The 23,987-nt window shown below is 73.4% G+C and carries 22 protein-coding genes; 13 read left to right on the top strand and 9 right to left on the bottom strand.

Annotated elements, in window-relative coordinates; translation table 11 throughout:
* Positions 1-23: 23 nt before the first annotated feature.
* Positions 24-1,421, bottom strand: a complete 1,398-nt coding sequence (locus tag JF597_RS25780) for a DUF6421 family protein (protein ID WP_293999267.1) — start codon at positions 1,419-1,421, stop codon at positions 24-26.
* A 412-nt stretch (positions 1,422-1,833) separates the two neighbouring features.
* On the opposite strand from JF597_RS25780, the gene JF597_RS25775 reads away from it, so the two are divergent.
* Complete coding sequence (locus tag JF597_RS25775; protein WP_293999265.1) at positions 1,834-2,517, top strand: glycerophosphodiester phosphodiesterase family protein; 684 nt, start codon at positions 1,834-1,836, stop codon at positions 2,515-2,517.
* 15 nt (positions 2,518-2,532) lie between these two features.
* Here the strand turns inward: JF597_RS25775 and JF597_RS25770 are convergent, their stop codons facing one another.
* Positions 2,533-3,072, bottom strand: coding sequence for a GNAT family N-acetyltransferase (locus tag JF597_RS25770; protein ID WP_293999262.1), 540 nt, complete (start codon positions 3,070-3,072; stop codon positions 2,533-2,535).
* 124 nt (positions 3,073-3,196) lie between these two features.
* On the opposite strand from JF597_RS25770, the gene JF597_RS25765 reads away from it, so the two are divergent.
* A complete protein-coding gene (locus tag JF597_RS25765) occupies positions 3,197-3,589 on the top strand; it encodes a VOC family protein (RefSeq protein WP_293999261.1) in 393 nt (130 codons plus the stop codon).
* A 122-nt stretch (positions 3,590-3,711) separates the two neighbouring features.
* Here the strand turns inward: JF597_RS25765 and JF597_RS25760 are convergent, their stop codons facing one another.
* On the bottom strand, positions 3,712-4,296 hold the full coding sequence (locus JF597_RS25760; protein WP_293999258.1) for a MarR family transcriptional regulator: 585 nt from the start codon (positions 4,294-4,296) through the stop codon (positions 3,712-3,714).
* The gene (locus JF597_RS25755) at positions 4,293-5,948 is read right to left on the bottom strand and encodes an FUSC family protein (protein ID WP_293999256.1); all 1,656 of its coding nucleotides are present in this window, start codon (positions 5,946-5,948) and stop codon (positions 4,293-4,295) included. Before JF597_RS25755 ends, JF597_RS25760 begins: the two co-directional genes overlap by 4 nt.
* Positions 5,949-6,112: 164 nt before the next feature.
* Between JF597_RS25755 and JF597_RS25750 the strand changes: the two genes are divergently transcribed.
* From JF597_RS25750 to JF597_RS25720, 7 genes are all read left to right on the top strand, one after another.
* Positions 6,113-6,655, top strand: coding sequence for a DUF5134 domain-containing protein (locus tag JF597_RS25750; protein ID WP_293999253.1), 543 nt, complete (start codon positions 6,113-6,115; stop codon positions 6,653-6,655).
* Positions 6,656-6,750: 95 nt separating this feature from the next.
* Positions 6,751-7,686 carry a M56 family metallopeptidase gene (locus JF597_RS25745; protein WP_293999251.1) on the top strand — a complete coding sequence of 312 codons (936 nt, stop codon included), beginning with the start codon at positions 6,751-6,753 and terminating at the stop codon, positions 7,684-7,686.
* 56 nt (positions 7,687-7,742) lie between these two features.
* Positions 7,743-8,414 carry a phosphatase PAP2 family protein gene (locus JF597_RS25740; RefSeq protein WP_293999248.1) on the top strand — a complete coding sequence of 224 codons (672 nt, stop codon included), beginning with the start codon at positions 7,743-7,745 and terminating at the stop codon, positions 8,412-8,414.
* Between the two features lie 46 nt (positions 8,415-8,460).
* Positions 8,461-9,183, top strand: coding sequence for an HAD-IA family hydrolase (locus tag JF597_RS25735; RefSeq protein ID WP_293999245.1), 723 nt, complete (start codon positions 8,461-8,463; stop codon positions 9,181-9,183).
* A 135-nt stretch (positions 9,184-9,318) separates the two neighbouring features.
* Entirely contained in the window at positions 9,319-9,999 is a 681-nt protein-coding gene (locus tag JF597_RS25730) for a TetR/AcrR family transcriptional regulator (RefSeq protein ID WP_293999242.1), read from the top strand.
* Positions 10,000-10,204: 205 nt separating this feature from the next.
* Entirely contained in the window at positions 10,205-11,548 is a 1,344-nt protein-coding gene (locus JF597_RS25725) for an FAD-dependent oxidoreductase (RefSeq protein WP_293999240.1), read from the top strand.
* Between the two features lie 126 nt (positions 11,549-11,674).
* Positions 11,675-13,027, top strand: coding sequence for a nucleobase:cation symporter-2 family protein (locus JF597_RS25720; RefSeq protein ID WP_293999237.1), 1,353 nt, complete (start codon positions 11,675-11,677; stop codon positions 13,025-13,027).
* Positions 13,028-13,095: 68 nt separating this feature from the next.
* On the opposite strand, the gene JF597_RS25715 is transcribed toward JF597_RS25720, so the two are convergent.
* Positions 13,096-14,418: an SGNH/GDSL hydrolase family protein gene (locus tag JF597_RS25715; protein ID WP_293999234.1), complete on the bottom strand. Its 1,323-nt coding sequence runs from the start codon at positions 14,416-14,418 to the stop codon at positions 13,096-13,098.
* Positions 14,419-14,732: 314 nt separating this feature from the next.
* On the opposite strand from JF597_RS25715, the gene JF597_RS25710 reads away from it, so the two are divergent.
* The gene (locus JF597_RS25710; RefSeq protein WP_293999232.1) at positions 14,733-15,527 is read left to right on the top strand and encodes a pectate lyase; all 795 of its coding nucleotides are present in this window, start codon (positions 14,733-14,735) and stop codon (positions 15,525-15,527) included.
* 60 nt (positions 15,528-15,587) lie between these two features.
* Here the strand turns inward: JF597_RS25710 and JF597_RS25705 are convergent, their stop codons facing one another.
* From JF597_RS25705 to JF597_RS25695, 3 genes are all read right to left on the bottom strand, one after another.
* Positions 15,588-16,004 carry an ester cyclase gene (locus JF597_RS25705; RefSeq protein WP_293999229.1) on the bottom strand — a complete coding sequence of 139 codons (417 nt, stop codon included), beginning with the start codon at positions 16,002-16,004 and terminating at the stop codon, positions 15,588-15,590.
* 140 nt (positions 16,005-16,144) lie between these two features.
* Positions 16,145-17,041 carry a dihydrodipicolinate synthase family protein gene (locus JF597_RS25700; RefSeq protein ID WP_293999226.1) on the bottom strand — a complete coding sequence of 299 codons (897 nt, stop codon included), beginning with the start codon at positions 17,039-17,041 and terminating at the stop codon, positions 16,145-16,147.
* Between the two features lie 108 nt (positions 17,042-17,149).
* Complete coding sequence (locus JF597_RS25695) at positions 17,150-17,908, bottom strand: PaaX family transcriptional regulator C-terminal domain-containing protein (RefSeq protein ID WP_293999223.1); 759 nt, start codon at positions 17,906-17,908, stop codon at positions 17,150-17,152.
* A gap of 72 nt (positions 17,909-17,980) precedes the next feature.
* On the opposite strand from JF597_RS25695, the gene JF597_RS25690 reads away from it, so the two are divergent.
* Both JF597_RS25690 and JF597_RS25685 read left to right on the top strand, forming a co-directional pair.
* Entirely contained in the window at positions 17,981-19,642 is a 1,662-nt protein-coding gene (locus tag JF597_RS25690) for an acyl-CoA dehydrogenase family protein (RefSeq protein ID WP_293999220.1), read from the top strand.
* Positions 19,643-19,771: 129 nt separating this feature from the next.
* Positions 19,772-21,757: a HEAT repeat domain-containing protein gene (locus JF597_RS25685; RefSeq protein WP_293999217.1), complete on the top strand. Its 1,986-nt coding sequence runs from the start codon at positions 19,772-19,774 to the stop codon at positions 21,755-21,757.
* Between the two features lie 178 nt (positions 21,758-21,935).
* On the opposite strand, the gene JF597_RS25680 is transcribed toward JF597_RS25685, so the two are convergent.
* Positions 21,936-22,556 (bottom strand): hypothetical protein, encoded by a 621-nt coding sequence (locus JF597_RS25680; RefSeq protein ID WP_293999213.1) that lies wholly within the window; start codon positions 22,554-22,556, stop codon positions 21,936-21,938.
* Between the two features lie 296 nt (positions 22,557-22,852).
* Here JF597_RS25680 and JF597_RS25675 point away from each other — a divergent pair, with 296 nt between their 5' ends.
* Entirely contained in the window at positions 22,853-23,938 is a 1,086-nt protein-coding gene (locus JF597_RS25675; RefSeq protein ID WP_293999211.1) for an exo-alpha-sialidase, read from the top strand.
* The last annotated feature ends 49 nt before the right edge of the window (positions 23,939-23,987 follow it).

The raw sequence follows: 23,987 nt of genomic DNA, 5'->3' as shown, positions 1-23,987 counted from the left end.
AGCCGTGTTCCGCCGCCGGTCGCTCACGCGGCGACCGGCTCGGCGCTGTCCGCCGTGATGCCCTTGGTCTCGGCGATCACGTTCTTCAGTTTCTTGGACAGGGCCTCGTAGAACATGCTCAGCGGAAACTCGTCCGGGAGCACGTCGTCCACGAGCTTGCGCGGCGGCAGGGTCAGGTCCAGGGCGTCCGGGCCCTTGGCCCACTTCGAGCCGGGGTGCGGGGCGAGGTAGGTGGAGACCAGCTCGTACCCGGCGAACCAGTGGACGAGCTTCGGGCGGTCGATGCCGTCCTTGTACAGCTTCTCGATCTCGGCACACAGCTGGTTGGTGACCTGCGGGGCACGCTCCCAGTCGATGGCGAGCTTGTTGTCGGTCCAGCGGACCACGTCGTGCTTGTGCAGGTAGGCGAAGAGCAGCTGGCCGCCGAGCCCGTCGTAGTTGCGGACGCGGTCGCCGGTGACCGGGAAGCGGAACATGCGGTCGAAGAGCACCGCGTACTGCACGTCACGGGCCTGCGGGACGCCGTCGGCCGCCAGCTTCACGGCCTCCTTGAAGGCGGTGAGGTCGCAGCGCAGCTCCTCCAGGCCGTACATCCAGAACGGCTGGCGCTGCTTGATCATGAACGGGTCGAACGGCAGGTCGCCGTGGCTGTGGGTGCGGTCGTGGACCATGTCCCACAGGACGAAGGCCTCCTCGCAGCGCTTCTGGTCGTGGACCATCGCGGCGATGTCCTCGGGAAGTTCGAGGCCCAGGATGCCGACGGCCGCGTCGGTCACCCGGCGGAAGCGGGCGGCCTCGCGGTCGCAGAAGATGCCACCCCAGGAGAATCGTTCCGGCGCTTCGCGTACGGCGATGGTCTCGGGGAAGAGGACGGCGGAGTTGGTGTCGTAGCCGGCCGTGAAGTCCTCGAAGGTGATGCCGCAGAACAGCGGGTTGTCGTAGCGGGTGCGCTCCAGCTCGGCCAGCCAGTCCGGCCAGACCATGCGCAGCACGACCGCCTCCAGGTTGCGGTCCGGGTTGCCGTTCTGCGTGTACATCGGGAAGACGACCAGGTGCTGGAGGCCGTCCGCGCGGTCCGCGGCGGGCTGGAAGGCGAGCAGCGAGTCGAGGAAGTCGGGCACCTGGAAGCCGCCGATGGCCCACCGCCGCAGGTCCGTCACCAGCGCGTGGTGGTAGTCGGCGTCGTGCGGAAGCAGCGGGGACAGCTCCTCGACGGCCTCGACGACACGCCGTACGGCCGCCTCGGCGTCAGCCCGTGCGGGCGCGCCCTCGGCCGCGAAGTCGATGGAGCCGTCCTTCGACTGCCATGGCCGGATCCGCTCCACGGCATCCTTGAGCACGGGCCACGCCGGGTGCTCGACCACCCTGGTCAGGGGAGGAACCTGCTCCTCCGAGCCCACCTGCACAAGAATTTCCGTCATGACCCATCCTCCACGGGAGAAGCTTCCGTTGGGACACCGTATGCATACGAGGTTTCTCCCAGCAAGGGGGCCCTCAGGAAATTATCCTGCGGCATCCCGTCTTCACCGCGCTTTTTCCTGTGCGAAACCGTGAAGGCGCTCACATCCACGACGACCTGTGACGAGGCGACAGCTCCGGCGGACCGCACGGATCCGGCCGGTCAATGCGCGGGGGACGCGCCCACCCCCGGGTGACCGCCGACCGGGGCACGGGCCAGGCCTCGCACACCCGGCGCACCAATCCCCCCGTGTACGTACGGGTTCATCGCGACGGGCGGCCATTAGGCTGCGCCCAGCCGCGTGGACAGCGACGTCCGTCGTACGGTTCGCGCGCCTGCACCCACCGCCGCCGTCGACGGAAGCGAGTTGAATCTTGAACTTCCTTACCATCGGTCACCGCGGAGTCATGGGCGTCGAGCCCGAGAACACCCTCCGTTCCTTCGTCGCCGCCCAGCAGGCCGGCCTCGACCTGATCGAACTCGATCTCCACCTGAGCAAGGACGGCGCCCTGGTCGTCATGCACGACGCGGAGGTGGACCGCACGACCGACGGCACCGGCCCGATCGCCGAGAAGACCCTGGAGGAGCTGCGCGGACTGGACGCGGGCAGGGGCGAGCGGGTGCCGGTGTTCGAGGAGGTCCTGGACGCGGTACGGACGCCGTTGCAGGCCGAGATCAAGGACGTGGCCGCGGCCCGGGCGCTGGCCGAGGTCATGCAGCGGCGGGACCTGGTGTCCCGGGTGGAGGTGTCGTCGTTCCACGACGAGGCCGTCGCCGAGATCGGCCGGCTGGTGCCGGGGGTGCGCACCGCGCTGATCGCCAGCCGCTACGGCCCCGACGTGGTGGAGCGGGCCCAGGAGGCGGGTGCGGCGACCCTCTGCCTGAACATCCGGCGGCTGACCCTGGAGGTCGTGGAACACGCCCGCAAGGCGGACCTGCGGGTGATCGGCTGGGTCGTGAACACGCAGGACCACCTGCGGCTGGTGCGCGCACTGCAGCTGGACGGCGCGACGACCGACTACCCGGAGATCAAGCGCACCGCCCGCTTCACGGCCTGACCGCCGGCCCGCACCTCACACCAACGGCTTCACCAGGAGCTCGAACCGCAGGTCGTCGCGGAGCGGAATGCCGAAGCGCTCGTCGCCGTACGGGAACGGGGTCGTCTTTCCCGTACGGCGGTAGCCGCGCCGCTCGTACCAGGCGATGAGGTCCTCGCGCACCGAGATCACCGTCATGTGCATCTCCGTCACACCCCAGGCCTCGCGCGCCTGGCGCTCCGCCTCGGCGATGACGACCTTGCCGAGGCCGGCGCCCTGGAGGGCGGGGCTCACCGCGAACATGCCGAAGTAGGCGTGGTCGCCGCGGTGTTCGAGCTGGCAGCAGGCGACGACCCGGCCGTCCCGCTCGACGACGAGCAGCTTGCCGTCCGGCGCCTTGATCACGTCGAGGACGCCCTCGGGGTCGGTGCGCTGCCCCGCCAGGATGTCCGCCTCGGTGGTCCAGCCGACCCGGCTGTCGTCGCCCCGGTAGGCCGACTCGATCAACGCGACCAGGACGTCCACGTCGGCGTCGGTGGCGTCGCGGAAGGCCGGTCCGGCGACGGCGTTCTCCATGGGCGGGTTCTCCGATCTCGAGCGCTGCTGAGCCGGTACCGAGCCTATCCCCGCTCCCCCGCTCCCCCTCCCGGCCCCCGCGCCCCCCGGATCCCGCCGCGGCCGGCCACTACGCTCCGGTCGCATGGTGCATGTACTGAGCAGCCGCACGCTGATCCACCCCACCGACCCCGAGCGGTCCCGCGCCTTCTACGGTGAGCAGCTCGGACTCGCCGTCTACCGCGAGTTCGGGCAGGGCCCGGAACGCGGCACGGTCTACTTCCTCGGCGGCGGGTTCCTGGAGGTCTCCGGGCGGTCGGACCGCCCGGCGCCGCCGGCCGTGCAGCTGTGGCTGCAGGTCGCGGACGTCACGGCCGCGCACGAGGAGCTGGCGGCTGAGGGGGTCGACATCGTGCGCCCGCCCGTGAAGGAGCCGTGGGGCCTGGTCGAGATGTGGATCGCCGATCCGGACGGGATCAGGATCGTGCTGGTGGAGGTACCGGCCGACCACCCGCTGCGCTACCGGCCGGGGATCTGATCGATCCGCCGGAACCGCCGCGACACGCATTCGGCCGGAGGTACCCCCGGCGCCCCCTCGGGGCGCTGCCGAACCGCACCGGCCGTCGGATGCCAGGCGGGCGACGGGCGCGCAGGCGCCGGTCAGGCCCGCAGCGCGCCCATCCGGCCCTCCAGACGGCCCAGCAAATCGGCCAGGAGTCCCGCCAGTTCGCCCTGGCCCTCGGGGGCCAGGACGGACAGCACGGCCGTCTCGTAGGCGAGTTGCTCGGGCAGGATGCCGTCGACGAGGTCGCGGCCCGCTTCGGTCAGGCGCAGGTGGGCGACCCTGCGGTCACGTGCGTCGCCGCGCCGCTCGACGAGGCCGCGTTCGGTGAGCTGCTTGAGGCGTTTGGTGACGGCGGCGCCGGAGGAGAAGGTCTCCTTGGCGAGCTCGCTCGGGGTCAGCTCGTGGCCGGTGCGGCGGAGCGCGCCGAGCAGGTCGAACTCGGGGCGGCTGAGGCCGGCCCGGCGCAGCGGGGCGTCCTCGGACTGCTGGAGGAGGGCGGCGCAGCGGTTGATCCGGCCGATGACCTCCATGGGACCCGTGTCCAGCCCGGGGTGGACGCTCCGCCACTGCCGGACGACGGCCGCGACCGTGTCGTCCCTGCCGGCGCCGCTGCCCGCCCCCGCTGCCGGGGCTGTGCCCGCGTCGCCTTCGGCCGCCGGTCGTCCGCTGGTCGCCGTCATGGCCGTACGTCCTCCGTTGTCCTCGCGCCGTCCCGGGAGTGCGCTCCCTGGCGTCGTACCGTCGCGGCGAGCGTACGGTGTCCGGACTGTTCTGCGAGCACGACCCGCTCCTGGGGCAGCGCGCGCTGCCACCACTCGCCGGACGCCGCATCGGCCGTGGCGCGCAGGTCGGCCAGGGCCGCGGACAGGGTGCGCCGGGCGGCCTCCAGGGCGCGCGGGGCCGGCTGCGGCCCGGCGAGCAGGCGGGCGGCCTGTTCGCGGGCCCGTTCGACACGGGTCAGGGCGTGTTCGATGCGGTCGCCGGCCCGGCGGTTGGTGACGACGACGGCGGTGGCGAAGCCGACGAGCGCGCCGACCAGGGTGTCCACGACCCGCTCGGTGATCAGCTGCCCCGCGTCCTGGGTCCGGGCGAACTCGGTGACGAGCAGGGCCATCGGGGTGACGCAGACGCTGCCGAGCCAGTAGTTGCGGCCGATCAGCGCCTCCGCGCCGAAGTTGAAGGCGAGGCAGCACAGCACCAGGGCGGCCGGGTGGAGGTGGGCGAGCGGCACGACGGCGGCGAAGACGAGGACGCCGAGGAGGTTGCCGACGACGCGCTGGACGCCCCGGCTCCAGGTGAGGGTGACGTTGGCCTGGTAGAGGGAGGCGGCGGTGACCAGCGCCCAGTAGGGGCGGCCGACGCCGAGGGCGAGGGAGGCGTAGCCGGCCAGGGCGCAGCCGAGCGCGGTGCGGACGGCGAAGGGGGCGAGCGGGCCGAGCCGGCGCCACAACGGAGGCTGCGGTACGGCGCGTTCGGCGTCGACGCCGAGGAGATCGTCGTCGGCACCGGCGACGCGCGGGACGCGTCCGGTGCCGCGCAGGAGGCGGGCCCAGCCGCGCAGCAGCGCCGGGTCGGCGTCGGCCGGGGCGGCGAGGGCGACCTCGGCGCGGACGACGAGGTGCTCGAGGGCGCGCCGGGTGCGGTCGGTGCGGGCGCCGGTGGCGAGCAGGGACTGCCAGGCGGCCTGGACGGCGCCGGCCGCGGCGGCGCGGGCCCGGTCATGGCCGGTGGCGGTGGAGCGGGCGTCGGCGTAGGCGGCGGTGGCGGTCAGGGCGTGGGCGGTGGCCCGGCGTTCGGGGCCGTGCGGGCGCAGCAGCCCCGGGGCCATGCCGACCAGCCAGGCCCAGGCGCCCGCCGCGAGGGCGAGGCCGACGTGGCCTGGGACCTGGCCGAGGGTCTGCGGGGCGAACAGGGACGCGGAGCTGATGAAGGTGAGGACCACGTTCCCGGGCGGCCCGACGCGGGTGGCGTCGCAGAGGACCTTCTGCACCGCGGCCATGAGCGCGCCGACGGTGACCAGGACGACGGCGTTCGCGGTGAGCGAGGCGGCGGTCAGCGCGACGGCGAGGCCGCCGACCATGCCGAGGATCACCCGGGCCAGGGTGCGGGCGCGGGCGGGGTAGGGGCGGTTGTGGCCGTAGAGGGCGCACAGCGATCCGGCCATCGTGTACATCGCCAGGTCGAGGCGGCCGAGGGACAGCAGGGCCAGGTTGGGCGGGGCGACCGCGGCGACCACGCTGAAGGCGGGCTTGAACCAGATGTCGGAGGGCCGGCCGAGGCGCAGCACTCCGGCGAGGGGCAGGCGGCGGGTGGGAGGGGTCGCGGTGCTCATATCCATAAACTTAGCATGTATTTTACTCGTAAAGCATCCTGAACGACCCTGCTCACAGGCTGTGCTCCGGCGAATGCTCCCCGTGTACACCCTTGCGCTTGCGTGCGCGCCGTCCGGCCGGGGCATCGCATCCATCGACGCGACGTCGAGCGGGGAGGTGCGCCGTGCACGGACCGGCTTCGCCCGGCTGGCTGCTGGTCGCGCTGTGCGCGGCGACCGGGGCCTACTGCCTGCTGCGGATGCGCAGCAGCGTCCGGGAACAGCGGCGCGCCGCGGGCGGCGAGGCGCTGATGGGGTTCGGCATGGCCGTCATGGCCGTGCCCGCGACGGTGTTCACGCCGCCGGGGTGGGCGTGGCCGCTGTACGCGGCGGTGTTCGGCGCGGCCGCGCTGCGCGCCCTGTGGAGCGCCCGCAGCAGTCCTCACCATCTGCACCATCTGGTCGGGACGGCGGCGATGGTCTACATGGCGGTGGCGATGGCGGCCGCCCCCGGCGCCCACCATCACGGCGGCGCCGGAGTCCCGCTGGTGACCGGGCTGCTGCTGCTCTACTTCACCGGTTATGTACTGCTGTCCGGCGCACGGCTCGTCCCGGTCGCGGTCACCGCCGGTACGGGAGCCCTGCGGTGGGGCGACCGGCCGGAGCTGGCGCGGGCGTGCCGGCTGTCGATGGGGATCGGCATGGTCGCGATGCTGCTGGCGCTGTGAGGAGGTGACAGCACGCGCGGCGCAGACGTTGCTTGCGTCACTTTGGCGTAATGGGCTGTACCCGTGAACGGTCCCCCGCTCATAGGGTGCTGGCCATGATGGTCCCCGTGGCACTGCTGCTGCTCGGCGTCCTGACCGCCGTGGTCGGCCCCCGGCTGCTCGCCCGGGCCGACTGGACGGACCGGGAGCCGGTGGTCGCGCTGTGGGTGTGGCAGTGCGTGGTGGCGGCCGTTCTGCTGTGCTGTGCGCTGTCGATGACGCTGAGCGCGGCGGCGGCCTGGCTGGCGGTGCGCGGGCACGTGTTCGCGACGGCCCCGAGCGGAGTGGTGGACGCCTACGCGCTCGGCACGACCGGCCCGTGGGCGGCGGTGACCGCGGCGGCCCTCGCCTGTGCCGGGCTGTGGAGCGGGGCGATGCTGGTACGGGAGGTCGCGCGGGCCAGGGCCAGGCGCAACCGGCAGCAGGCCGAACTGCTGCGCCGGTCCCCGCTGTTGCCCGGCGAGGAACCGGCCGACGGCCGGCTCGTCGTCCTCGAGGGCGACCGCCCGGACGCCTGGTGGCTACCGGGAGCGGCGCCCCAACTCATCGTCACCACAGCGGCGTTGCGGCGCCTGAAGGGACGTCAGCTGGACGCGGTCCTCGCCCATGAGCAGGGCCACGCACAGGCCCGGCACGACTGGCTGCTGCACTGCTCAGCCGCACTGGCGGGCGGGTTCCCGCAGATCCCGGTGTTCGCCGCGTTCCGCGACGAGATGCACCGGCTGGTCGAACTGGCCGCCGACGACGTGGCCTCCCGGCGCCACGGCCGCCTCACCACCGCGCTGGCCCTGGTCGAACTCAACGAGGACCGAGGGGTGTTCGACCCCGGGCCGACCCCGCAGGCCCATGTCCCGCAACGGGTCGACCGGTTGCTCACCGCCCCGGACCGGCTCCCGGCCCGGCACCGGCTGCGGCTGACCGCGACGGCCGCCCTGGTCCCGGTGGTCCCGGTACTGGTGGCGCTCGTACCGAGCCTGCGCGCCCTCGCGTAGAGCCCTACCTGGCAGGGGAATTGCCCTGCGGGCAATAATTCGGCAAAGATCGCGCCATGTGCCCCCCACCCGGCGACCGCCCTGCTCCGCTTCTCACGACCGCCGTTCTCGCCCTGTCCTCGGCGTTGTTGCTGGCCCTCGTCGCCGGCGAATGGCCGCCCCTGGTCGCGGTGGACGAGGGCATCGCCGGCGCCGCCCACCGCTGGGCCGTGGCGGACCACGGCACCACGCAGGTGCTGCGCGTCCTGACGGACTGGGTCTGGGACCCGCTGACCATGCGCCTGCTGTGCGCCGCGGTCGCGGTGTGGCTGGTGTGGCGGCACTCGGCGTGGCGGACCGCTCTGTGGCTGACCTCGACCTGCGTGCTCGGGACGGTCGCCCAGCAGTCCCTCAAGGCCGCCGTCGGCCGCCCCCGCCCGGCGTGGCCGGACCCGGTCGACTCCGCCCACTACGCCGCCTTCCCCTCCGGGCACGCCATGACCGCGACGGTGGTCTGCGGCCTGCTGCTGTGGCTGCTGCGCCGCTGCGGCGCCGGTCGCGCGATATGGTGCACGGCCCTCGCCGCGGCCGGGTTCTCGGTCGTGGGCGTCGGCCTGACGCGGGTGTGGCTCGGCGTCCACTGGCCCTCCGACGTGCTCGGCGGCTGGCTGCTCGGGGCCCTCGTGGTGGCACTGGCGGTGCTGGCGTACGAGTGGGCGCGCGACGGCCGGGGGCACCCTCGCCGGTAACCCGTCCGTGGTCCGCGGCACGCCGGCCGTCGGTAGAGTCCGGCACATGACTGCCGTGCTCTTCGACTTCTCCGGGACCCTCTTCCGCATCGAGTCCACCGAATCCTGGCTGCGGGCGGTGCTCGCCGAGGCCGGAGTACCGCTCTCCGAGGCCGGGTTGGCGCAGGCGGCGCGGGCGCTGGAGGCGGCGGGGGCACAGCCCGGCGGGGCCTTCCCGGCCACGCTGCCCGCGGAACTGTCCGACGTGTGGGCCGTGCGGGACGAGAGCGCGGAGTTGCACCGGGCCGCGTACACCGGCCTCTCCCGTCGGGTGACGCTGCCGGACCCTGCCCTGCACGACGCGCTGTACGAGCGGCACATGGACCCGCGGGCCTGGTCGCCGTACCCGGACGCCGCCCGGGTCCTGCGCACGCTGCACGAGCACGGCATCGGGGTCGGCGTGGTCAGCAATATCGGCTGGGACCTGCGCCCGGTCTTCCGTGAGCACGGGCTCGACGCCTACGTGGACACGTACGTCCTGTCGTACGAACACGGCGTGCAGAAGCCGGATCCGCGGCTCTTCACGACCGCGCTGGAGGCTCTCGGTGCCGAGCCGGCCCAGACGCTGATGGTCGGGGACAGCAGGTCCGCCGACGGCGGCGCGGCGGCGGTCGGCTGCCGGGTGCACTTCGTGGACCACCTGCCGGTGGCCGAACGGCCGGACGCGCTGCTGCCGGTCCTGGACCTGGTGGGCGCGGCCCGCCGACCGGCCGCGCCCACCCAGGCCTGACTGTCGTGCCGTCCGTCCGAGACGCTCCCCCGTGTCGCCCCGGACGGACGGCAGCCCTGAACAGGCCCCGCGCAGGGCGGTGCCCACTGCGTCGATTATAGTTGGCTGGCAGCCAGTCAACGCAGGAGTTCCAGGATGTCCCCCCGCAGCCCCTCGGTCAATGAAGAACTGCGCAGGCGTTCGCGCGAGCGGCTGCTCCAGGCCGCGGTGGAGCTGGTCGACGAGCACGGTTTCGAAGCGACCACGCTGGGCGCCATCGCGGACCGGGCGGGGTCGGCGCGCGGACTGGTGTCGTACTACTTCCCCGGCAAGCGCCAGCTGGTCCAGTCCGCCGTGCACCGGCTGATGCACCGCACGCTGGAGGAGGCGCTGGAGCACGAGCCGCACACCGAGGACGGGCGGGAGCGGCTGGCCCGGGCCATCGACTCGATCCTCGGCCTCGCGCAGGACCGGCCGGTGCTGATGCGCCAGCACATGGCGGGCCTGCTCCAGGGCGAGGGCTTCGTGCAGTGCCCCGAGCAGCGGCGGCTGGCGGAGCTGCTGGGCGACACCGTCACCCGGTACGGCTCGCACCACGTCGACGTCGACTACCCCATGCTGCGCGCCATGCTGATGGGCGCGGTGTACGCGGCGCTGGTACCGGGCGTGCCGATGCCGATCGCGGCGCTGCGGGCGGAGCTGTTCGAGCGCTACGGGCTCGACCGGGGGCTGGGTCTGCCCCGGGAGTCAGGGGCCACCACCGAACGACAGGACCTGTCCCGGTTCTTCGCCACCGAGGACCGGGCCGGACCGGAATCCGGGTCCGAACCCGGTTAGCCGGCGGCCGGGCCTCTCTGGGGACGGCGCGAACCACGCCGCTCCCCCCACCTGCGCAGCACAGACGCCGCACATACGCCGCGCAATCACATGATCACATTGTCGACACCCTGACACGCATCCGCGTCACCCCAGCGGCCCCTGCCCAGGCGGCCGGGCCGGTGGGATGCTGGAACCACCAGCCCCTCGGGCAAGGGAGTCCCCCGTGTTGCGTGTCGCCGTCGTCGGCTCCGGGCCGAGCGGGTGCTACACCGCCCAGAACCTCGTCCAGCTCGACCCCACGGTGCGCGTGGACGTCCTGGACCGGCTGCCGTGCCCGTACGGACTGGTGCGGTACGGCGTCGCCCCGGACCACGAGAAGATCAAGTCACTCCAGGGGAATCTGCGCACCGTGCTGGAGCACGAACGGGTGCGCTTCCTCGGCGGGGTCCGGGTCGGGGGCATGGGCGGGTTGCCGGTGGAGCGGCTGCGGGAGCTGTACCACGCGGTGGTGTACTGCGTGGGCGCCGCGACCGACCGGCGGCTCGGGATCCCCGGCGAGGAGCTGCCGGGCAGCTGGTCGGCGACCGAGTTCGTGTCCTGGTACAGCGCGCATCCGGACGCGATCGACGCCGGGTTCGTGCGGGACGCCCGGTCGGCGGTGGTCATCGGCGTCGGCAACGTCGCGGTGGACGTGGCGCGGATGCTGGTCCGGGGCGTGGCGGAGCTGAGCCCCACCGACATGCCGCAGGCGGCCCTGACGGAGCTGGCGGCGAGCCGGATAAGAGAGGTCCACGTGGTCGGCCGGCGGGGCCCCTCGCAGGCCCGGTTCACCACGAAGGAGCTGCGCGAGCTGGCGGGGCTGCCGGGGACCGGGGTCCGGGTGGCAGCGGACGAGCTGGCGCTCGACCCGGCCTGCGCCGACCCGTCGGCGCTGCCCGCCACCCAGCGTCGCAACGTGGAGGTGCTGCGCGGCTGGGCCGGGTCCGGCGGACGGGGCGCGGACCGCAGCATCCGGCTGCGGTTCTTCCTGCGTCCGGTCGAACTGCTCGACGACGGCGGCCGGGTGGGTGCGGTGCTCTTCGAACGCACCGAGCCGGACGGCCGGGGCGGAGTGCGCGGCACCGGGCGCCACGAGACGGTCGAGGCGCAGTTGGTACTGCGGTCGGTCGGCTATCGCGGAGTGCCGCTGGACGGGCTCCCGTTCGACGAGGAGAGCGGCACCGTGCCCCACGAGGCGGGCCGGGTCCTGGACAGCTGCTTCGGCGTGCCCGGCGACTACGTGGCCGGCTGGATCAAGCGCGGCCCGACCGGCGTCATCGGCACCAACCGGCCCGACGCCAAGGAGACGGTGACCTCCCTCCTGGAGGACGCGCCCGCGCTGCTGCGCAGGCAGGTGCCGGAGGATCCGGTCGGCGCGCTGCGCTCGGCCGGCATCGAGCCGGTCCCGTGGACGGGGTGGCAGGCGATCGAGCGGGCCGAGGCGGTGCTCGGCGCCCGGCTCGGCCGGAGCGTGGTCAAGCTGGCCGACTGGAACTCGCTGCTGACGGCGGCGAGGGCCGGGACGTAGCGGAGCCGGGTCCGTCCGAGTCCAGGTGGGCATGACACGTATCGGCAACAGACCGGAAATCAACAAACTGTTCAAACCTCTTACGGTCTCGTGCTGTCCGGATGTCGTCCCCGCTCTGGAGTCCCCATGGCCACCACCAGCGCCTCCGTCCATCCCGTCGACGAGGTCCCACCCGTACGGCAGTTGACCGCGTTCGGCCTCCAGCACGTGCTCGCGATGTACGCGGGCGCGGTCGCCGTCCCGCTGATCGTGGGCGGCGCGATGAAGCTGTCGCCCGCCGATCTGGCGTATCTGATCACCGCCGACCTGCTGGTGTGCGGCGTCGCCACGCTCATCCAGTGCGTCGGCTTCTGGCGCTTCGGCGTCCGGCTGCCGATCATGCAGGGCTGCACGTTCGCGGCGGTCTCGCCGATGGTGCTCATCGGTACGACGGGCGGCGGACTCCCCGCGATCTACGGTTCGGTGATCACCGCAGGTCTGGCGATCATGCTGCTGGCGCCCGTCTTCGGCCGGCTGCTGCGCTTCTTCCCGCCCCTGGTCACCGGCACGGTGATCCTGATCATCGGCGTCTCGCTGCTGCCGGTCGCCGGCAACTGGGCGGCGGGCGGCGCCGGTGCGAAGGACTTCGGGGAGCCGAAGAACCTGGCGCTGGCCGCCTTCGTGCTGGCGGTGGTGCTCGGCGTGCAGCGGTTCGCGCCCCCCTACCTCGCCCGGATCGCGGTCCTGATCGGCATCGCGGTGGGCCTCGCGGTGGCGGTGCCCTTCGGGTTCACGGACTTCAGCGGGGTCGGGGACGCCGACTGGCTCGGCATCAGCACGCCGTTCCACTTCGGTGCGCCGACGTTCAAGGCCTCGGCGATCGTCTCCATGCTGGTGGTGGCCCTGGTCACGATGACCGAGACCACCGGTGACCTGCTCGCGGTCGGCGAGCTCACCGGACGCCGCGTCGAAGCTCGCTCCCTCGCCGACGGCCTGCGCGCCGACGGCCTCTCGACCGTCCTCGGCGGTGTCTTCAACACCTTCCCGTACACGGCGTTCGCGCAGAACGTGGGCCTGGTCGGCATGACCCGGGTGCGCAGCCGCTGGGTGGTCGCGGCGGCCGGCGGCATCCTGGTGCTGCTCGGCCTGCTGCCCAAGCTGGGCGCGGTGGTCGCGGCGATTCCGGCTCCGGTGCTGGGCGGCGCGGGCCTGGTGATGTTCGGCACGGTCGCGGCGAGCGGCCTGCGCACCCTCGCGGCGGTCGACTTCCACGGCAACAACAACCTGACGGTGGTGGCCGTCTCGGTGGCGGTCGGCGTGCTGCCGGTGGGCGTCCCGACGGTCTACGCGAAGTTCCCGGACTGGTTCCAGACGGTGATGAACAGCGGCATCAGCGCGGGCTGCCTGACGGCGATCGTCCTGAACCTGCTCTTCAACCACCTGCCGTCGAGGGCGGATTCGGCCCTGGGGACGGTCCCCGGCGAAGCCGAGTCCGCCTGAGCGCTCCACGGGAAGTGCCGAGCGGTGCCGGCGGGCGGCCGCGGCGCCGTCGTGGCCCCGCCCGGCGCTCACCGCCCGCCGAACAGCCCCGCGGGCACCGCGGCGGCCAGCGCCCCGTACCCCGCCGGGTTGAGGTGCAGCCAGTCCCCCACCTGGAGGTCGGCCCGCAGGCGGCTGGGGTCGGCCGGGTCCCGTACCGCCCGGTCGAAGTCGATCAGCGCGTCGAAGTGCCCGGGCCCCCGGATCCACGCGTTGACGCGCCGGCGGGCCGCCTCGCGCACGCCCGCACCGTCGTCGTAGGCGTTGCCGCCGAAGGGCAGCAGGGTGGCGCCGTAGACCCGGATGCCCTGGGCGTGGGCGCGGACGACGATCTGCCGGTAGGCGGCGACGAGATCGTCGGCGACGGCCTGCTGCGCCTGGGGGGTGGCGGCGGCGGTGCCGATGTCGTTGACGCCCTCGAAGACGATCAGCCAGGAGACCCCGCTCCGGGAGAGGACGTCCCGGTCGAGGCGGGCCAGGGCATTGGGGCCGAGGCCGTCCTCGAGAACCCGGTTGCCGCCGGCCGCCTGGTTGAGCACGGCGATGTCCGAGGTACCGGCCCGGTTCTGCAGCCGGTCGAAGAACTGGTCGGGCCAGCGGTCGTTGCCGTTGGTCGTCGACCCCCGGCCGTCGGTGAGGGAGTCGCCGAGGACGGCCACGGCCCGGGTCGCGGCGGGCACGAGGACCTCGACGTCGCTCAGCAGGTACCAGTGGTCGACCGCGGTCGCGCCCGTCAGGTCCGGGTCCCGCGTGTGGTCGCCGCCGAGGAGGTACGACGTGGTGCGCGAGCCCGGATGCGAGGTGAGCGCCAGATCGGGCTGGCCCTGCGCGGTGTACGCCGTGACCGTGAGATCGGACCCCGGAGCCAGCCGGAAGTCCACGGGATCGGAGACGACCTGGGCCCCGACCGGTACGACGGTCGCCGGGCGCCCGGAGAACGTCACCCGGTGCAGGCTCCCGGGAACGATCGCGCTGACACCGGCCCGTCCGCCCGCCGGCAGCGCCACGGTCACCGCGGTGAGCGGGAGCGCGGTGTCGCCGTAGGCGTTGGAGAAGCGCAGCCGGAGCCGGTGGGCGCCGACGGTCACGCGCACGGTCTGGCGCAGGGTGGTGTCGGCCAGGACCGACTTCTCGCCCGTGAAGGGCGCGGGCGGCAGATTGCCGGGTTCGGTGAGCTGGGGCATCCCGGTCCAGGTGTTCACCCAGTGACTGCCGCCGCCGGTGGCCGACGTGAGCTGGCGGGGACTGCGGACCAGCGCGGTGACGGCCGCGGCGGTCACCACCAGGGCGAGCGCGAGGACACAGGTGCTGAGGAGCGTGGCGAGCGGCGTTCTGCCGGGCTGCGGCTGCACGGAGGGCCTTCCTGTCGCGGGCGAACGAAGGCAGGGGAACTTCCCGCATAGTGACATGGACACGTCCATCCATGGAAGCGCTCCCACAGCACTTTGCCCGGCACCGCGACGACCGGAACGGATGCCGCGCGAAGCGTTGACTAGAAAGCGCTTGCATCCTACCTTCCATTCAGGAACCTGATCGACGGGCCACGGCGGGCGAGCATCTGCCCAGTTGCCCGCATCGAGCGTTCCAGAACATGAACAGCCATCTGCTGGTTGAACAACCCGGGAGAACGCGAATAGCCCCCCACTCGAGAGAAGGCATACGGGACATGACTTCACGAGCACGGAGCAGTGCGCGTGCACTGACGGGCGGCCTGGCCGCCCTGGGACTCTCATTTGGCATGGTCATGATGATCAATGCCCCGGCGGGCGCCGCCACCTGGCCGACCGCGAGCGGCAGCCAGGCCGTCACCGCGACGATCAAGCTGTCGGGCACGAAGGACTACGGGATGCTGCGCCTGTACGGCAGTGGCGACCTGGGCACCGGCGGGCAGAACGAGGACCAGGACCCGATCCTCGATCTGGCGGCCGGCACCGTCCTGAAGAACGTCATCATCGGCGCGCCCGCCGCGGACGGCATCCACTGCGAGGGCAGCTGCACGCTGCAGAACGTGTGGTGGGAGGACGTCGGCGAGGACGCGGCGACCTTCCGCGGCTCCTCGTCGTCCAACGTGTACACCGTCTCCGGCGGCGGTGCGAAGGAAGCCAGCGACAAGGTGTTCCAGTTCAACGGCGCCGGGACGCTGAACGTGTCCGGCTTCGCGGTGCAGAACTTCGGCAAGCTGGTCCGCTCGTGCGGCAACTGCTCCACGCAGTACAAGCGCACGATCAACCTCAACACCATCGAGGCGACCTACAAGGGCAGTGCGCTGGTCGGGATCAACACCAACTACGGGGACAGCGCGACGCTGAAGAACATCACGATCGTCGGGGACAGCAGCAGGAAGATCGTGCCCTGCCAGAAGTACATCGGCAACAACACGGGCGCCGAACCGCCGACGAACGGGAGCGGGCCGGACGGGACGTACTGCAAGTACGCGAGCTCGGACATCACTTACAAGTGAGCCGGGGATGCGGGGCCGCCGCCCGCTGCCGGGCGGCGGCCCCACCGGCACACGCCCGTCTCACACCTCCACGAGGCCGAGCTGACGCAGCATGCCGAGTTCGTCGCTGCTGCCCCAGCGCTCGACGAGTTTGCCGTCGCCGTCGAAGCGGCTGATCTGCATGCCCCGGTAGCTCACCTTCCGGCCGGTCGCCGGCCGCCCCATCAGCGGTCCCAGGTGCGTGCCGGAGATGACATAGGCGAAGGCCAACTCGTCGTCGGTGGCGATCAAATGCTCCACCTGGAGGTGCAGGTCGGGGAAGGCCCTTCGCAGTTCGCCGAACATGGCCTTGTACCCGCCGGGCCCCGGCGTCTGTCCCGGCGCGGGATCATGGTCGGTCGAGCCGGCCGCCACGATCGCGTCGAGGGCGTCGAGGTCGCCGGTGACGACGGCCTCTCCGAAAGCGGTCTGCGCGGCGATGTTCGTCTGCTGAGCCATGGGAACTCCCGGAGCATCAGGGCCACTGGCCTGTCTGTCGGCTGCGAACCGCATGCACACGGTATGTCGACCGTACACCGGTCCCCCAGGCCCGGCATGTCTGCGCGACCCGCCTCCAGGCAACCGCTCCGCGCCGGGTCTCACGCGTCGAGCCGGAGCCGCCGCAGCACCTCGGCGACCTGCTCGTGGTCCTCGCCCGACAGGCCGCGCAGCGGGAGGGGAAGGCTGTGGTGCGGCGTGAGGCCCAGCTCGGCGGCGGCTGCCGCGATGACCCGCAGCGATCCGTGCCGGTCGAAGAGGTCCCAGAGCGGCCGGAGCCGCTCCGACTCCTCGCGGGCCCGGTCCGCCTGCCCCGCCCGGGCCGCCCGGGTGATGGCGAGGATCGGTCGCGGGAGGGTGCCGGCAGTCACCGAGAACCAGGCCTCGCACCCGGCGTTCAGCCCGGCCGCCCCCAGCGCGTCCCCGCTCACGCCCACGGTCACGTGCGGCGGCAGGATCTCCCGCAGCCGCTCCACCCGGGCCCGGGCCGCGGCCGGGTCGGCGGGGACCCCGGGAATCTTGACCGACGCCACGCGGGGGAGCCGGGCCACCCGCGTGTACAGCTCGTCGGTGAAGGTGAACCGGGTGGTGCGCGGGTTGTCGTAGACCACCAGCGGAACGGAGAGCTCCGTGGTGACGTCCTCGTACAGCCCGAACACGTCCTCGTCGGTCAGCGGCTGGTACGACACCGGTGCCAGCAGCACGCCCGCGGCCCCGGCGTGCTGCGCGTCCTCGGCCGCCGCCAGGACGTCCCGGGTGCGCAGCGCCCCGATGCCCACGAGGACCGGGACGCCGTCGGCGTGCTCGACCGCGACACGGGCGGCACGGGCCCGCTCCTGGAGCGAGAGGTAGGCGTACGAGCCCGTGGAGCCCAGCGCCCCGATCGAGTCGACGCCGGCTGCGGCGAGGCGGCGGACGAGCTGGGCGAAGGCTTCCTCGTCGATGTCCCCGTCGGCGGCGATCGGGGTGAGCGGAAAAGCGCTCAGACCGGTGAACATGGGTGGCTCCAATGGTGGTTCGTCCTGTCGGGGGGCGGCGCGCAGCCGGTCCAGCACCTGGCCGGCGTGCTGAGGGTAAGGTCAAGCCGCCACGGAACGACGGAGCGGTCAGCCGGCCGAGCGCGCCGTCGGCCCGCCCACTTCCGCGCGGTAGTCCGCGTACGCGGCGCGCAGTTCGTCGCCCGGCCAGTCGGCGGGCAGGAGCTCCGGGGGCAGGACGGGGTCGGTCAGCAGGTGGCGTACCGCTGCCGCGAAGACCGTGAAACGGTCGGCCGGAAGACGGGCCTCGGCGGCTCGGGCCAGAAGGGCGCGGGCGGTGCCGGACCAGGTGGTCAACGGCCAGAGCTCGGCCGCCAGTTCGAGTGCGGGCCGGTCGGGCCGGGCCGTGTAGGACTGGGCGGTGTCCGCGAGGCCGGCGGGCAGGGCCCTCGTCAGGTTCGCCGGGCGGAGCCAGACACCCTCGCGGAGTTCGGCCAGGCGGAGGGCGGTCAGGCGGGTGCGCAGATCGGCGCGTTCGGCCGGGCCGCGGCCCGTCGCCGTGATGACCAGCATCTCCCAGTCGCCGTGCCACGCGCGCGTGCGCGGTCGTACCGCCAAGTCCTGGCGGCTCTGGCGGGCCAGCAGCCGGTCGCTGAGGCCGTAGACGCCGTCGCCGGTCCGGCGCAGGTCGCCGGCCGCCGTCATACGGCTGAGCGCGGCCCGGAGCGTGGAGCCGCCGACCCCGAAGGGCTCGACGAACCGGATCAGGTCCTTCACCGGCAACTCCGGCGGATGCGTGCCCAGCAGCAGGCTCAGCACGACCGACCGGGCGGACAGGGGACGCAGGCCGACGTCGGCGGGCTCGGCGGACACATCCTTCATGCGCATGGTCACGTACTGTACGTCCGGGTCCATGTTGCACCATTGCTGCGGCCGCAGGATTACTGCAACATGGAGCCCATGGACTCGACCGTCTCGCTTCCGCAGCCGCAGTACGCCACCCACGACGTCGCCAACCAGGCGCCCCCGCTCGTCCCGTACGACGCCTCCGAGGACCCGGCCCTGCTCGAGGGGCTGCGCCGGGAGGGGGCGGAGTGGGCCGAGGCGGGGATCCGGCGGCTCGGGGTGCGGGCCGGGAGCGCGGAGGCGCAGGAGTGGGGTGAGCTGGCCAACCGGCACGAGCCGGAGCTGCGCACCCACGACCGGTACGGCAACCGGATCGACGAGGTCGACTTCCACCCCAGCTGGCACCACCTGATGCGGGCGGCGGTGGAGGAAGGGCTGGCCGGGGCCGCTTGGGCGGACGACCGGCCGGGAGCGCATGTCGCGCGCACCGCGGGCGGACTGGTGTGGGGGCACACCGAATCCGGCCACGGGTGTCCGACGTCCATGACGTACGCCGCCGTTCCGGCGCTGCGCACCCAGCCCGAGCTGGCCAAGGTGTACGAGCCGCTGCTGACCAGCCGGACGTACGAGCCGGGGCTGCGCGTGCCGACGGAGAAACCGGGGCTGCTCGCCGGGATGGGCATGACCGAGAAGCAGGGCGGTTCGGACGTCCGGACGAACACGACGGCCGCCACGCCCACCGCCGAGCCCGGCGTCTACACCCTGCGCGGGCACAAGTGGTTCACCTCGGCGCCGATGTGCGACGTCTTCCTGGTGCTGGCCCAGGCACCGGGCGGCCTCTCCTGCTTCCTCGTGCCGCGCGTGCTGCCGGACGGCAGCCGCAACGCGTTCCGCATCCAGCGGCTGAAGGACAAGCTGGGCAACCGCTCCAACGCGTCCTCCGAGCCGGAGTTCGACGGGACCGTGGCCTGGCTGGTCGGGCCCGAGGGGCGCGGGGTGAAGACCATCATCGAGATGGTCAACTGCACCCGGCTGGACTGTGTGATGAACTCGGCGACCCTGATGCGCAAAACCCTCGTCGAGGCCGGTCACCACGTGCGCCATCGCAGCGCTTTCGGCGCACTGCTCGTCGACCAGCCGCTGATGCGCAATGTGCTGGCCGACCTGGCGGTGGAATCGGAGGCCGCGACCACGCTGGCCCTGCGGCTGGCGGGGGCCGCGGACCGGGCGGTGCGCGGGGACGAGCAGGAGCGGGCCTTCCGGCGGATCGCGACCGCCGTCGGCAAGTACTGGGTCACCAAGCGCGGGCCGGCCTTCACCGCGGAGGCCCTGGAGTGCCTGGGCGGCAACGGTTACGTCGAGGACTCCGGCATGCCCCGGCACTACCGCGAGGCCCCGCTGCTGTCGATCTGGGAGGGCTCGGGGAACGTCAACGCACTCGACGTGCTGCGCGCGCTGTCCCGCGAACCCGGCGCCGCCGACGCCCTGTTCGGCGAACTCGCGCGGGCGCGCGGGGCGGACGCCCGGCTGGACGCGGCCGTGACCCGGCTGAAGAACGAACTGGCCGAGACCGATCAGGCGGGGGCGCGCCGGCTGGTGGAGCGGATGGCGCTGGCGCTGCAGGCCTCGCTGCTGGTCCAGTACGCGCCGGCCGCCGTCTCGGACGCCTTCTGCGCGACCCGGCTCGGCGGCGACTGGGGGCACGCCTTCGGCACCCTGCCGGCCGGCACCGGGTTCGACGCGATCCTGGAGCGGGCGCTGCCTGGCCGGAACTGATCCCTGTGCGATCCACCGGCGGCCGGCGACCGCCGGTGGATCGCACACAGTTGCCGTCCGATTCCGCATCGTTGTCAGTGCCGTGGTGCAGACTCCCGAACAGGTGGTACTCGCCCGGGGAGGACAACGGTGTTCACGGGGATCGACGAGGTCGACTGGGCCTCGCTGCGGCACGCGTACGGCAGCGCGGCGGACGTGCCCGGTCTGCTGCGCGGACTGGCCTCGGCGGACGCGGCCGAACGGGAGGTCGCGCTCGACGGGATGTACGGCTCGGTGCACCACCAGGGGAACGTGTACGACTCGACGCTCGCCTGCGTCCCGTTCCTCTTCGCGCTCGCTTCCCGTCCGGAGGTGCGGGACCGGGGCGCGATAGTGGAACTGCTGGTCAGCATCGGCGCGGAGAGCGCCGGTGCCCGGGCCCGGGCCGCCGTCCGTGCCGGCGCCGAGGCGCTCGTGCCGCTGGCCGACGACCCGTGCCCGGGGGTGCGCCGCGCGGTGCCCGGGGCGCTGGTCCGGTTCCTCGACGAACCGGACCGGGTGCTGGCGCTGTTACGGCGGCGGCTCACCGACGAGCGCGACGCACAGGTGCTGCTCGCCCTGACCGAGGCCCTCGGGCTGTTCGTACGCTGCCGTCCCGACCGGGCGGCCGGCGCCCTGGAGCTGCTGGCCGTGCAGAGCGGACCGCCGTACCCGCCGACGGCGCGGCTGGCCGCGCTCGGGCAGTTGGGCCTCGGTGCGCCGGAGCGGCTGCCCTCCGATCTGGTGCCGGCCGCGGTGCGGCTGCTCAGGGAGCGGTCGGAGCGGCGGACGGCCGGTCCGGACCGGGTGGAAGCGGACACCCTGGTCGGCCGGATACGGCGACTGCGCCCCTCGGACGAGGAGGGTTCGTATCTGCTGCGCACCCTGCACCGGGCGCTGGCGGACCGGGTGGCGGACCGGATCGCTCTGCTCGTCGGCCAGTTGAGCAGCCCGGACCCGATGGACCGGTGCAACGCGGTGTGGATGTCGGCCGGGCTGTTCCGTGGCTGGCGGGCGGACTTCACGGCGCCCGTCTCCCTCATAGGCAGACAACTCGACCGTGAGCAGGACCAGTTGCGGGACGCGGCGGTCTCGGTGCTCGTGGAGCTGTTCGGGCTGGCCGCGCCGGCCGCCGACGAGCTGCACGCGCTGGTGACCGTGCGGCCCGACCTGTGGGTGCACACCTGGGAGCGCGGCAGACCCTCGCTGGGCGGGCCGCTGAAGGCGCTGGCCAGAAGCGGCGACCCGCGCGCGGTGCCGGCCCTGGCCCAGTTGCTGGCGCGACCGGTGGTGCCCGGTGGGCTGGGCTTCGAGATCGTGCATCTGGGCCCGGCGGCCGCCCCGCTCGCGCCCGCGCTGCGGCGCCGGCTGGGCCTGGTCGACCCGGGCTCCCCCGAGGCCGCCGAACTGGCCGCCCCACTGCTGGCTGCGGTCACCGCCCTCAAGGACCCGGCGGCGGTGCCCGAGGTGCTGCGGCTGCTGCGCGGCGCACCGGACGGCCTGGGGGCCCGGGAGGCCCTCGTCGGGCAGGCGGTACGGACGCTCGACCTCCTGGGGACGGCGGCCCGGGCGGCGGCGCCGGTCCTGCGCGGGCTCCTGGACACCCGGCACGCCGCTCTGGCGGCGGGGGCCCTGTGGTCGGCGGAGGGGGACGTGGCCGCCGTACTCCCCGTGCTGCTGCGGGAGCTGGCGCACGGCCGCAACCGCGGCCCGCGGACGGCTGCCGAGCAACTGGGCCGGTTGGGGGCGGCCGCCCGCGGCGCGCTGCCCGCGCTGCGCCGGCTGGCCGGGTCCGGCAGGGTGTGGGAGCGGGTGGCGGCGGCCGAGGCGCTGTGGCGGATCGACGGGGATCCGGCACCCGCACTTCCGGTGTTCCGGGCCGCCTGGTCGCAGAACCCGTACACGCGGGGCGCGATAGCCGGGTGTCTGGCGGCGATGGGCCCGGCGGGCGCCCCGCTGCGCGACCTGGTGACGGCCGAACTCGCCGGGACCCGGCGGCACACGGCACGGCCGGGCGGGTACGGCAGCCACGACATCGCCCAGGACGAGCGACTGCTCGCCGACTGCCGCCGGGCGCTGGCGAGTTCGGCCGGGTGACCGGCCGCGGGGCAAGCACGCTTGGCACCGGCAGGACGGGTGACCGGCAGCCAGGCCGCGGGGCAAAGGCGCTTGGCACCGGCAGGACGGGTGACCGGCAGCCAGGCCGCGGGGCAAAGGCGCCGACGCCGCCGGGCCGCGGGCGCCCGGCGTGGGGGGCCGGGCGCGGGGCGCCGCGTCAGCCGGTCATCCGGCCCCACTGCGGTCCGAGCCGCGCCCATTCCGCGTCCCAGCGGTCCATCCGGCGCCGCTCCAGCCGGCCGCGCGCCACCAGCCCGGCGACGAACGGGACGGCGGCCGCGCTCAGCCCGACCAGGCCGCCGATCAGCGCGGAGCGCAAGCGGGCCTCGGAGGCGGTGGCGGGCCGGGTGACGAGGTGCCCCTGGAGGTCCGTCCAGACGGTGACCGGGGTGCCGGCCTTGCTGCCCGCCGGGACCCGCGCCTGGCCGGTGTGCGCGGAGCCGTCGGCGACGGTCCAGCCCACGCGCGCCCAGACCCGCTCGCCGTCCGACGAGTCGGAGGACTCGGAGGAACTGGAGGAGCCGGACTTCGGTGCCGCCGAGCCGGGGGCCTTGTCCATGACATGGGCCACGACCGGGTGCCACTCGACACGCTCGCGGGCGAGGCCGTCCTCGACCGACCGGGCCGCCGCGAGCCCGGCGAGCACCCCGGCCAGCAGGGTGAGGAGCCAGGCGCCGAGCAGCACCCAGGCCTCCATCGTGTCGGCACGCCGCTTCAGCGGGTTGCGCCGCCAGCGCCACAGCCAGACCTTGGGACCACGGAACGCCTTCAAAGGCATCCTCCTCACGCGCGCACGGACAGCCCGGACCGCCCTCCCATACGGGAGCGGCCGCTTCGTTGCTCACGGCGAACTCCGAGTCGACGGTCGCACGACCGACCCCGCTCGCGCAGGCGTCTCTCCGAACGCGTTCCGCCGCCTTGTTCGACCGGCCGACACGGCGGCTTCCACCTGCGGTGACGTCGCCCCTGGGGGGACTGTCAGTGGTGGGGTGCAGACTGGCCGATATCCGACCGAGGGCTGCGGGAGCAACCGCGGCCGAGGACTGTGACAAGGACGTCATGGAGGTGACCGGCATGACCGAAGTACTGCTCGCCGTGGGGACCCGAAAGGGGCTCTTCCTCGGGAGGCGGCGAGGTGGCGCCTGGGAGTTCGACGAGAGTCCCTACTTCAACGCGCAGGCGATCTACTCGGTCGCCATCGACACCCGGGGCGAGCGGCCCCGGCTCCTGGCGGGCGGCGACAGCGCGCACTGGGGGCCCTCCGTCTTCCACTCCGACGACCTGGGCCGCACCTGGACCGAACCGGGCCGCCCCGCCGTGCGGTTCCCCAAGGACACCGGTGCCTCGCTGGAGCGGGTCTGGCAGCTCCACCCGGCCGCCGCGGAGCCGGACGTGGTCTACGCGGGCACGGAACCGGCCGCGCTGTACCGCTCCGAGGACCGCGGGGAGAGCTTCTCCCTGGTCCGGCCGCTCTGGGAGCACCCCACGCGCGACAGGTGGGTGCCGGGCGGCGGCGGTGAGGGCCTGCACACCGTGGTCACCGACCGGCGCGACCCCAAGGCGGTGACGGTCGCCGTCTCGACGGCCGGCGTGTTCCGCACCGGCGACGGCGGCGCGAGCTGGACGCCGTCCAACTCCGGTGTCTCCGCGGTCTTCCTGCCGGACCCCGACCCGGAGTTCGGCCAGTGCGTGCACAAGATCGCGCAGGACGCGGGGGATCCGGACCGGCTGTATCTGCAGAACCACTGGGGGGTGTACCGCAGCGACGACGCGGGGGCGCACTGGACAGACATCGGCGAGGGACTGCCGTCCACGTTCGGATTCGCGGCGGCCGCCCATCCGCACCGCGGGGAGACGGCGTACGTCTTCCCGATCAACGCGGACGCCGACCGGGTGCCCGCCGGGCACCGGTGCCGGGTCTTCCGCACGGCCGACGCGGGGAAGACCTGGGAGCCGCTGACGGCGGGGCTGCCGCCGGAGGACCACTACGGCACGGTGCTGCGCGACGCGCTCTGCACGGACGACGGGGATCCGGCCGGGGTGTACTTCGGCAACCGCAACGGCGAGGTCTTCGCCTCTGCCGACGACGGGGACAGCTGGCGCCAGTTGGCCTCCCACCTTCCGGACGTGCTGTGCGTACGGGCGGCGGTCGTCGCCTGATGCCGGATCCCCTGAAGGAGGACGGTTTCCGTCATCCGGGGCACCGGTC

This window comes from Streptomyces sp. (assembly GCF_019510245.1).
In the GTDB taxonomy this organism is placed as follows: domain Bacteria; phylum Actinomycetota; class Actinomycetes; order Streptomycetales; family Streptomycetaceae; genus Streptomyces.
Note: the sequence above shows the minus strand (reverse complement) of the source record. Positions and strands in the feature narration are given on the sequence as shown.

Coding starts and splice junctions, on each gene's coding strand:
- JF597_RS25780 (WP_293999267.1), bottom strand. CDS start 1,421: ATGACGGAAATTCTTGTGCAGGTGGGCTCGGAGGAGCAGGTTCCTCCC.
- JF597_RS25760 (WP_293999258.1), bottom strand. CDS start 4,296: ATGACGGCGACCAGCGGACGACCGGCGGCCGAAGGCGACGCGGGCACA.
- JF597_RS25700 (WP_293999226.1), bottom strand. CDS start 17,041: ATGTTCACCGGTCTGAGCGCTTTTCCGCTCACCCCGATCGCCGCCGAC.
- JF597_RS25680 (WP_293999213.1), bottom strand. CDS start 22,556: ATGCCTTTGAAGGCGTTCCGTGGTCCCAAGGTCTGGCTGTGGCGCTGG.
- JF597_RS25730 (WP_293999242.1), top strand. CDS start 9,319: ATGTCCCCCCGCAGCCCCTCGGTCAATGAAGAACTGCGCAGGCGTTCG.
- JF597_RS25770 (WP_293999262.1), bottom strand. CDS start 3,072: ATGGAGAACGCCGTCGCCGGACCGGCCTTCCGCGACGCCACCGACGCC.
- JF597_RS25695 (WP_293999223.1), bottom strand. CDS start 17,908: ATGCGCATGAAGGATGTGTCCGCCGAGCCCGCCGACGTCGGCCTGCGT.
- JF597_RS25745 (WP_293999251.1), top strand. CDS start 6,751: ATGATGGTCCCCGTGGCACTGCTGCTGCTCGGCGTCCTGACCGCCGTG.
- JF597_RS25735 (WP_293999245.1), top strand. CDS start 8,461: ATGACTGCCGTGCTCTTCGACTTCTCCGGGACCCTCTTCCGCATCGAG.
- JF597_RS25740 (WP_293999248.1), top strand. CDS start 7,743: ATGTGCCCCCCACCCGGCGACCGCCCTGCTCCGCTTCTCACGACCGCC.
- JF597_RS25720 (WP_293999237.1), top strand. CDS start 11,675: ATGGCCACCACCAGCGCCTCCGTCCATCCCGTCGACGAGGTCCCACCC.
- JF597_RS25755 (WP_293999256.1), bottom strand. CDS start 5,948: ATGAGCACCGCGACCCCTCCCACCCGCCGCCTGCCCCTCGCCGGAGTG.
- JF597_RS25705 (WP_293999229.1), bottom strand. CDS start 16,004: ATGGCTCAGCAGACGAACATCGCCGCGCAGACCGCTTTCGGAGAGGCC.
- JF597_RS25710 (WP_293999232.1), top strand. CDS start 14,733: ATGACTTCACGAGCACGGAGCAGTGCGCGTGCACTGACGGGCGGCCTG.
- JF597_RS25690 (WP_293999220.1), top strand. CDS start 17,981: ATGGACTCGACCGTCTCGCTTCCGCAGCCGCAGTACGCCACCCACGAC.
- JF597_RS25765 (WP_293999261.1), top strand. CDS start 3,197: ATGGTGCATGTACTGAGCAGCCGCACGCTGATCCACCCCACCGACCCC.
- JF597_RS25675 (WP_293999211.1), top strand. CDS start 22,853: ATGACCGAAGTACTGCTCGCCGTGGGGACCCGAAAGGGGCTCTTCCTC.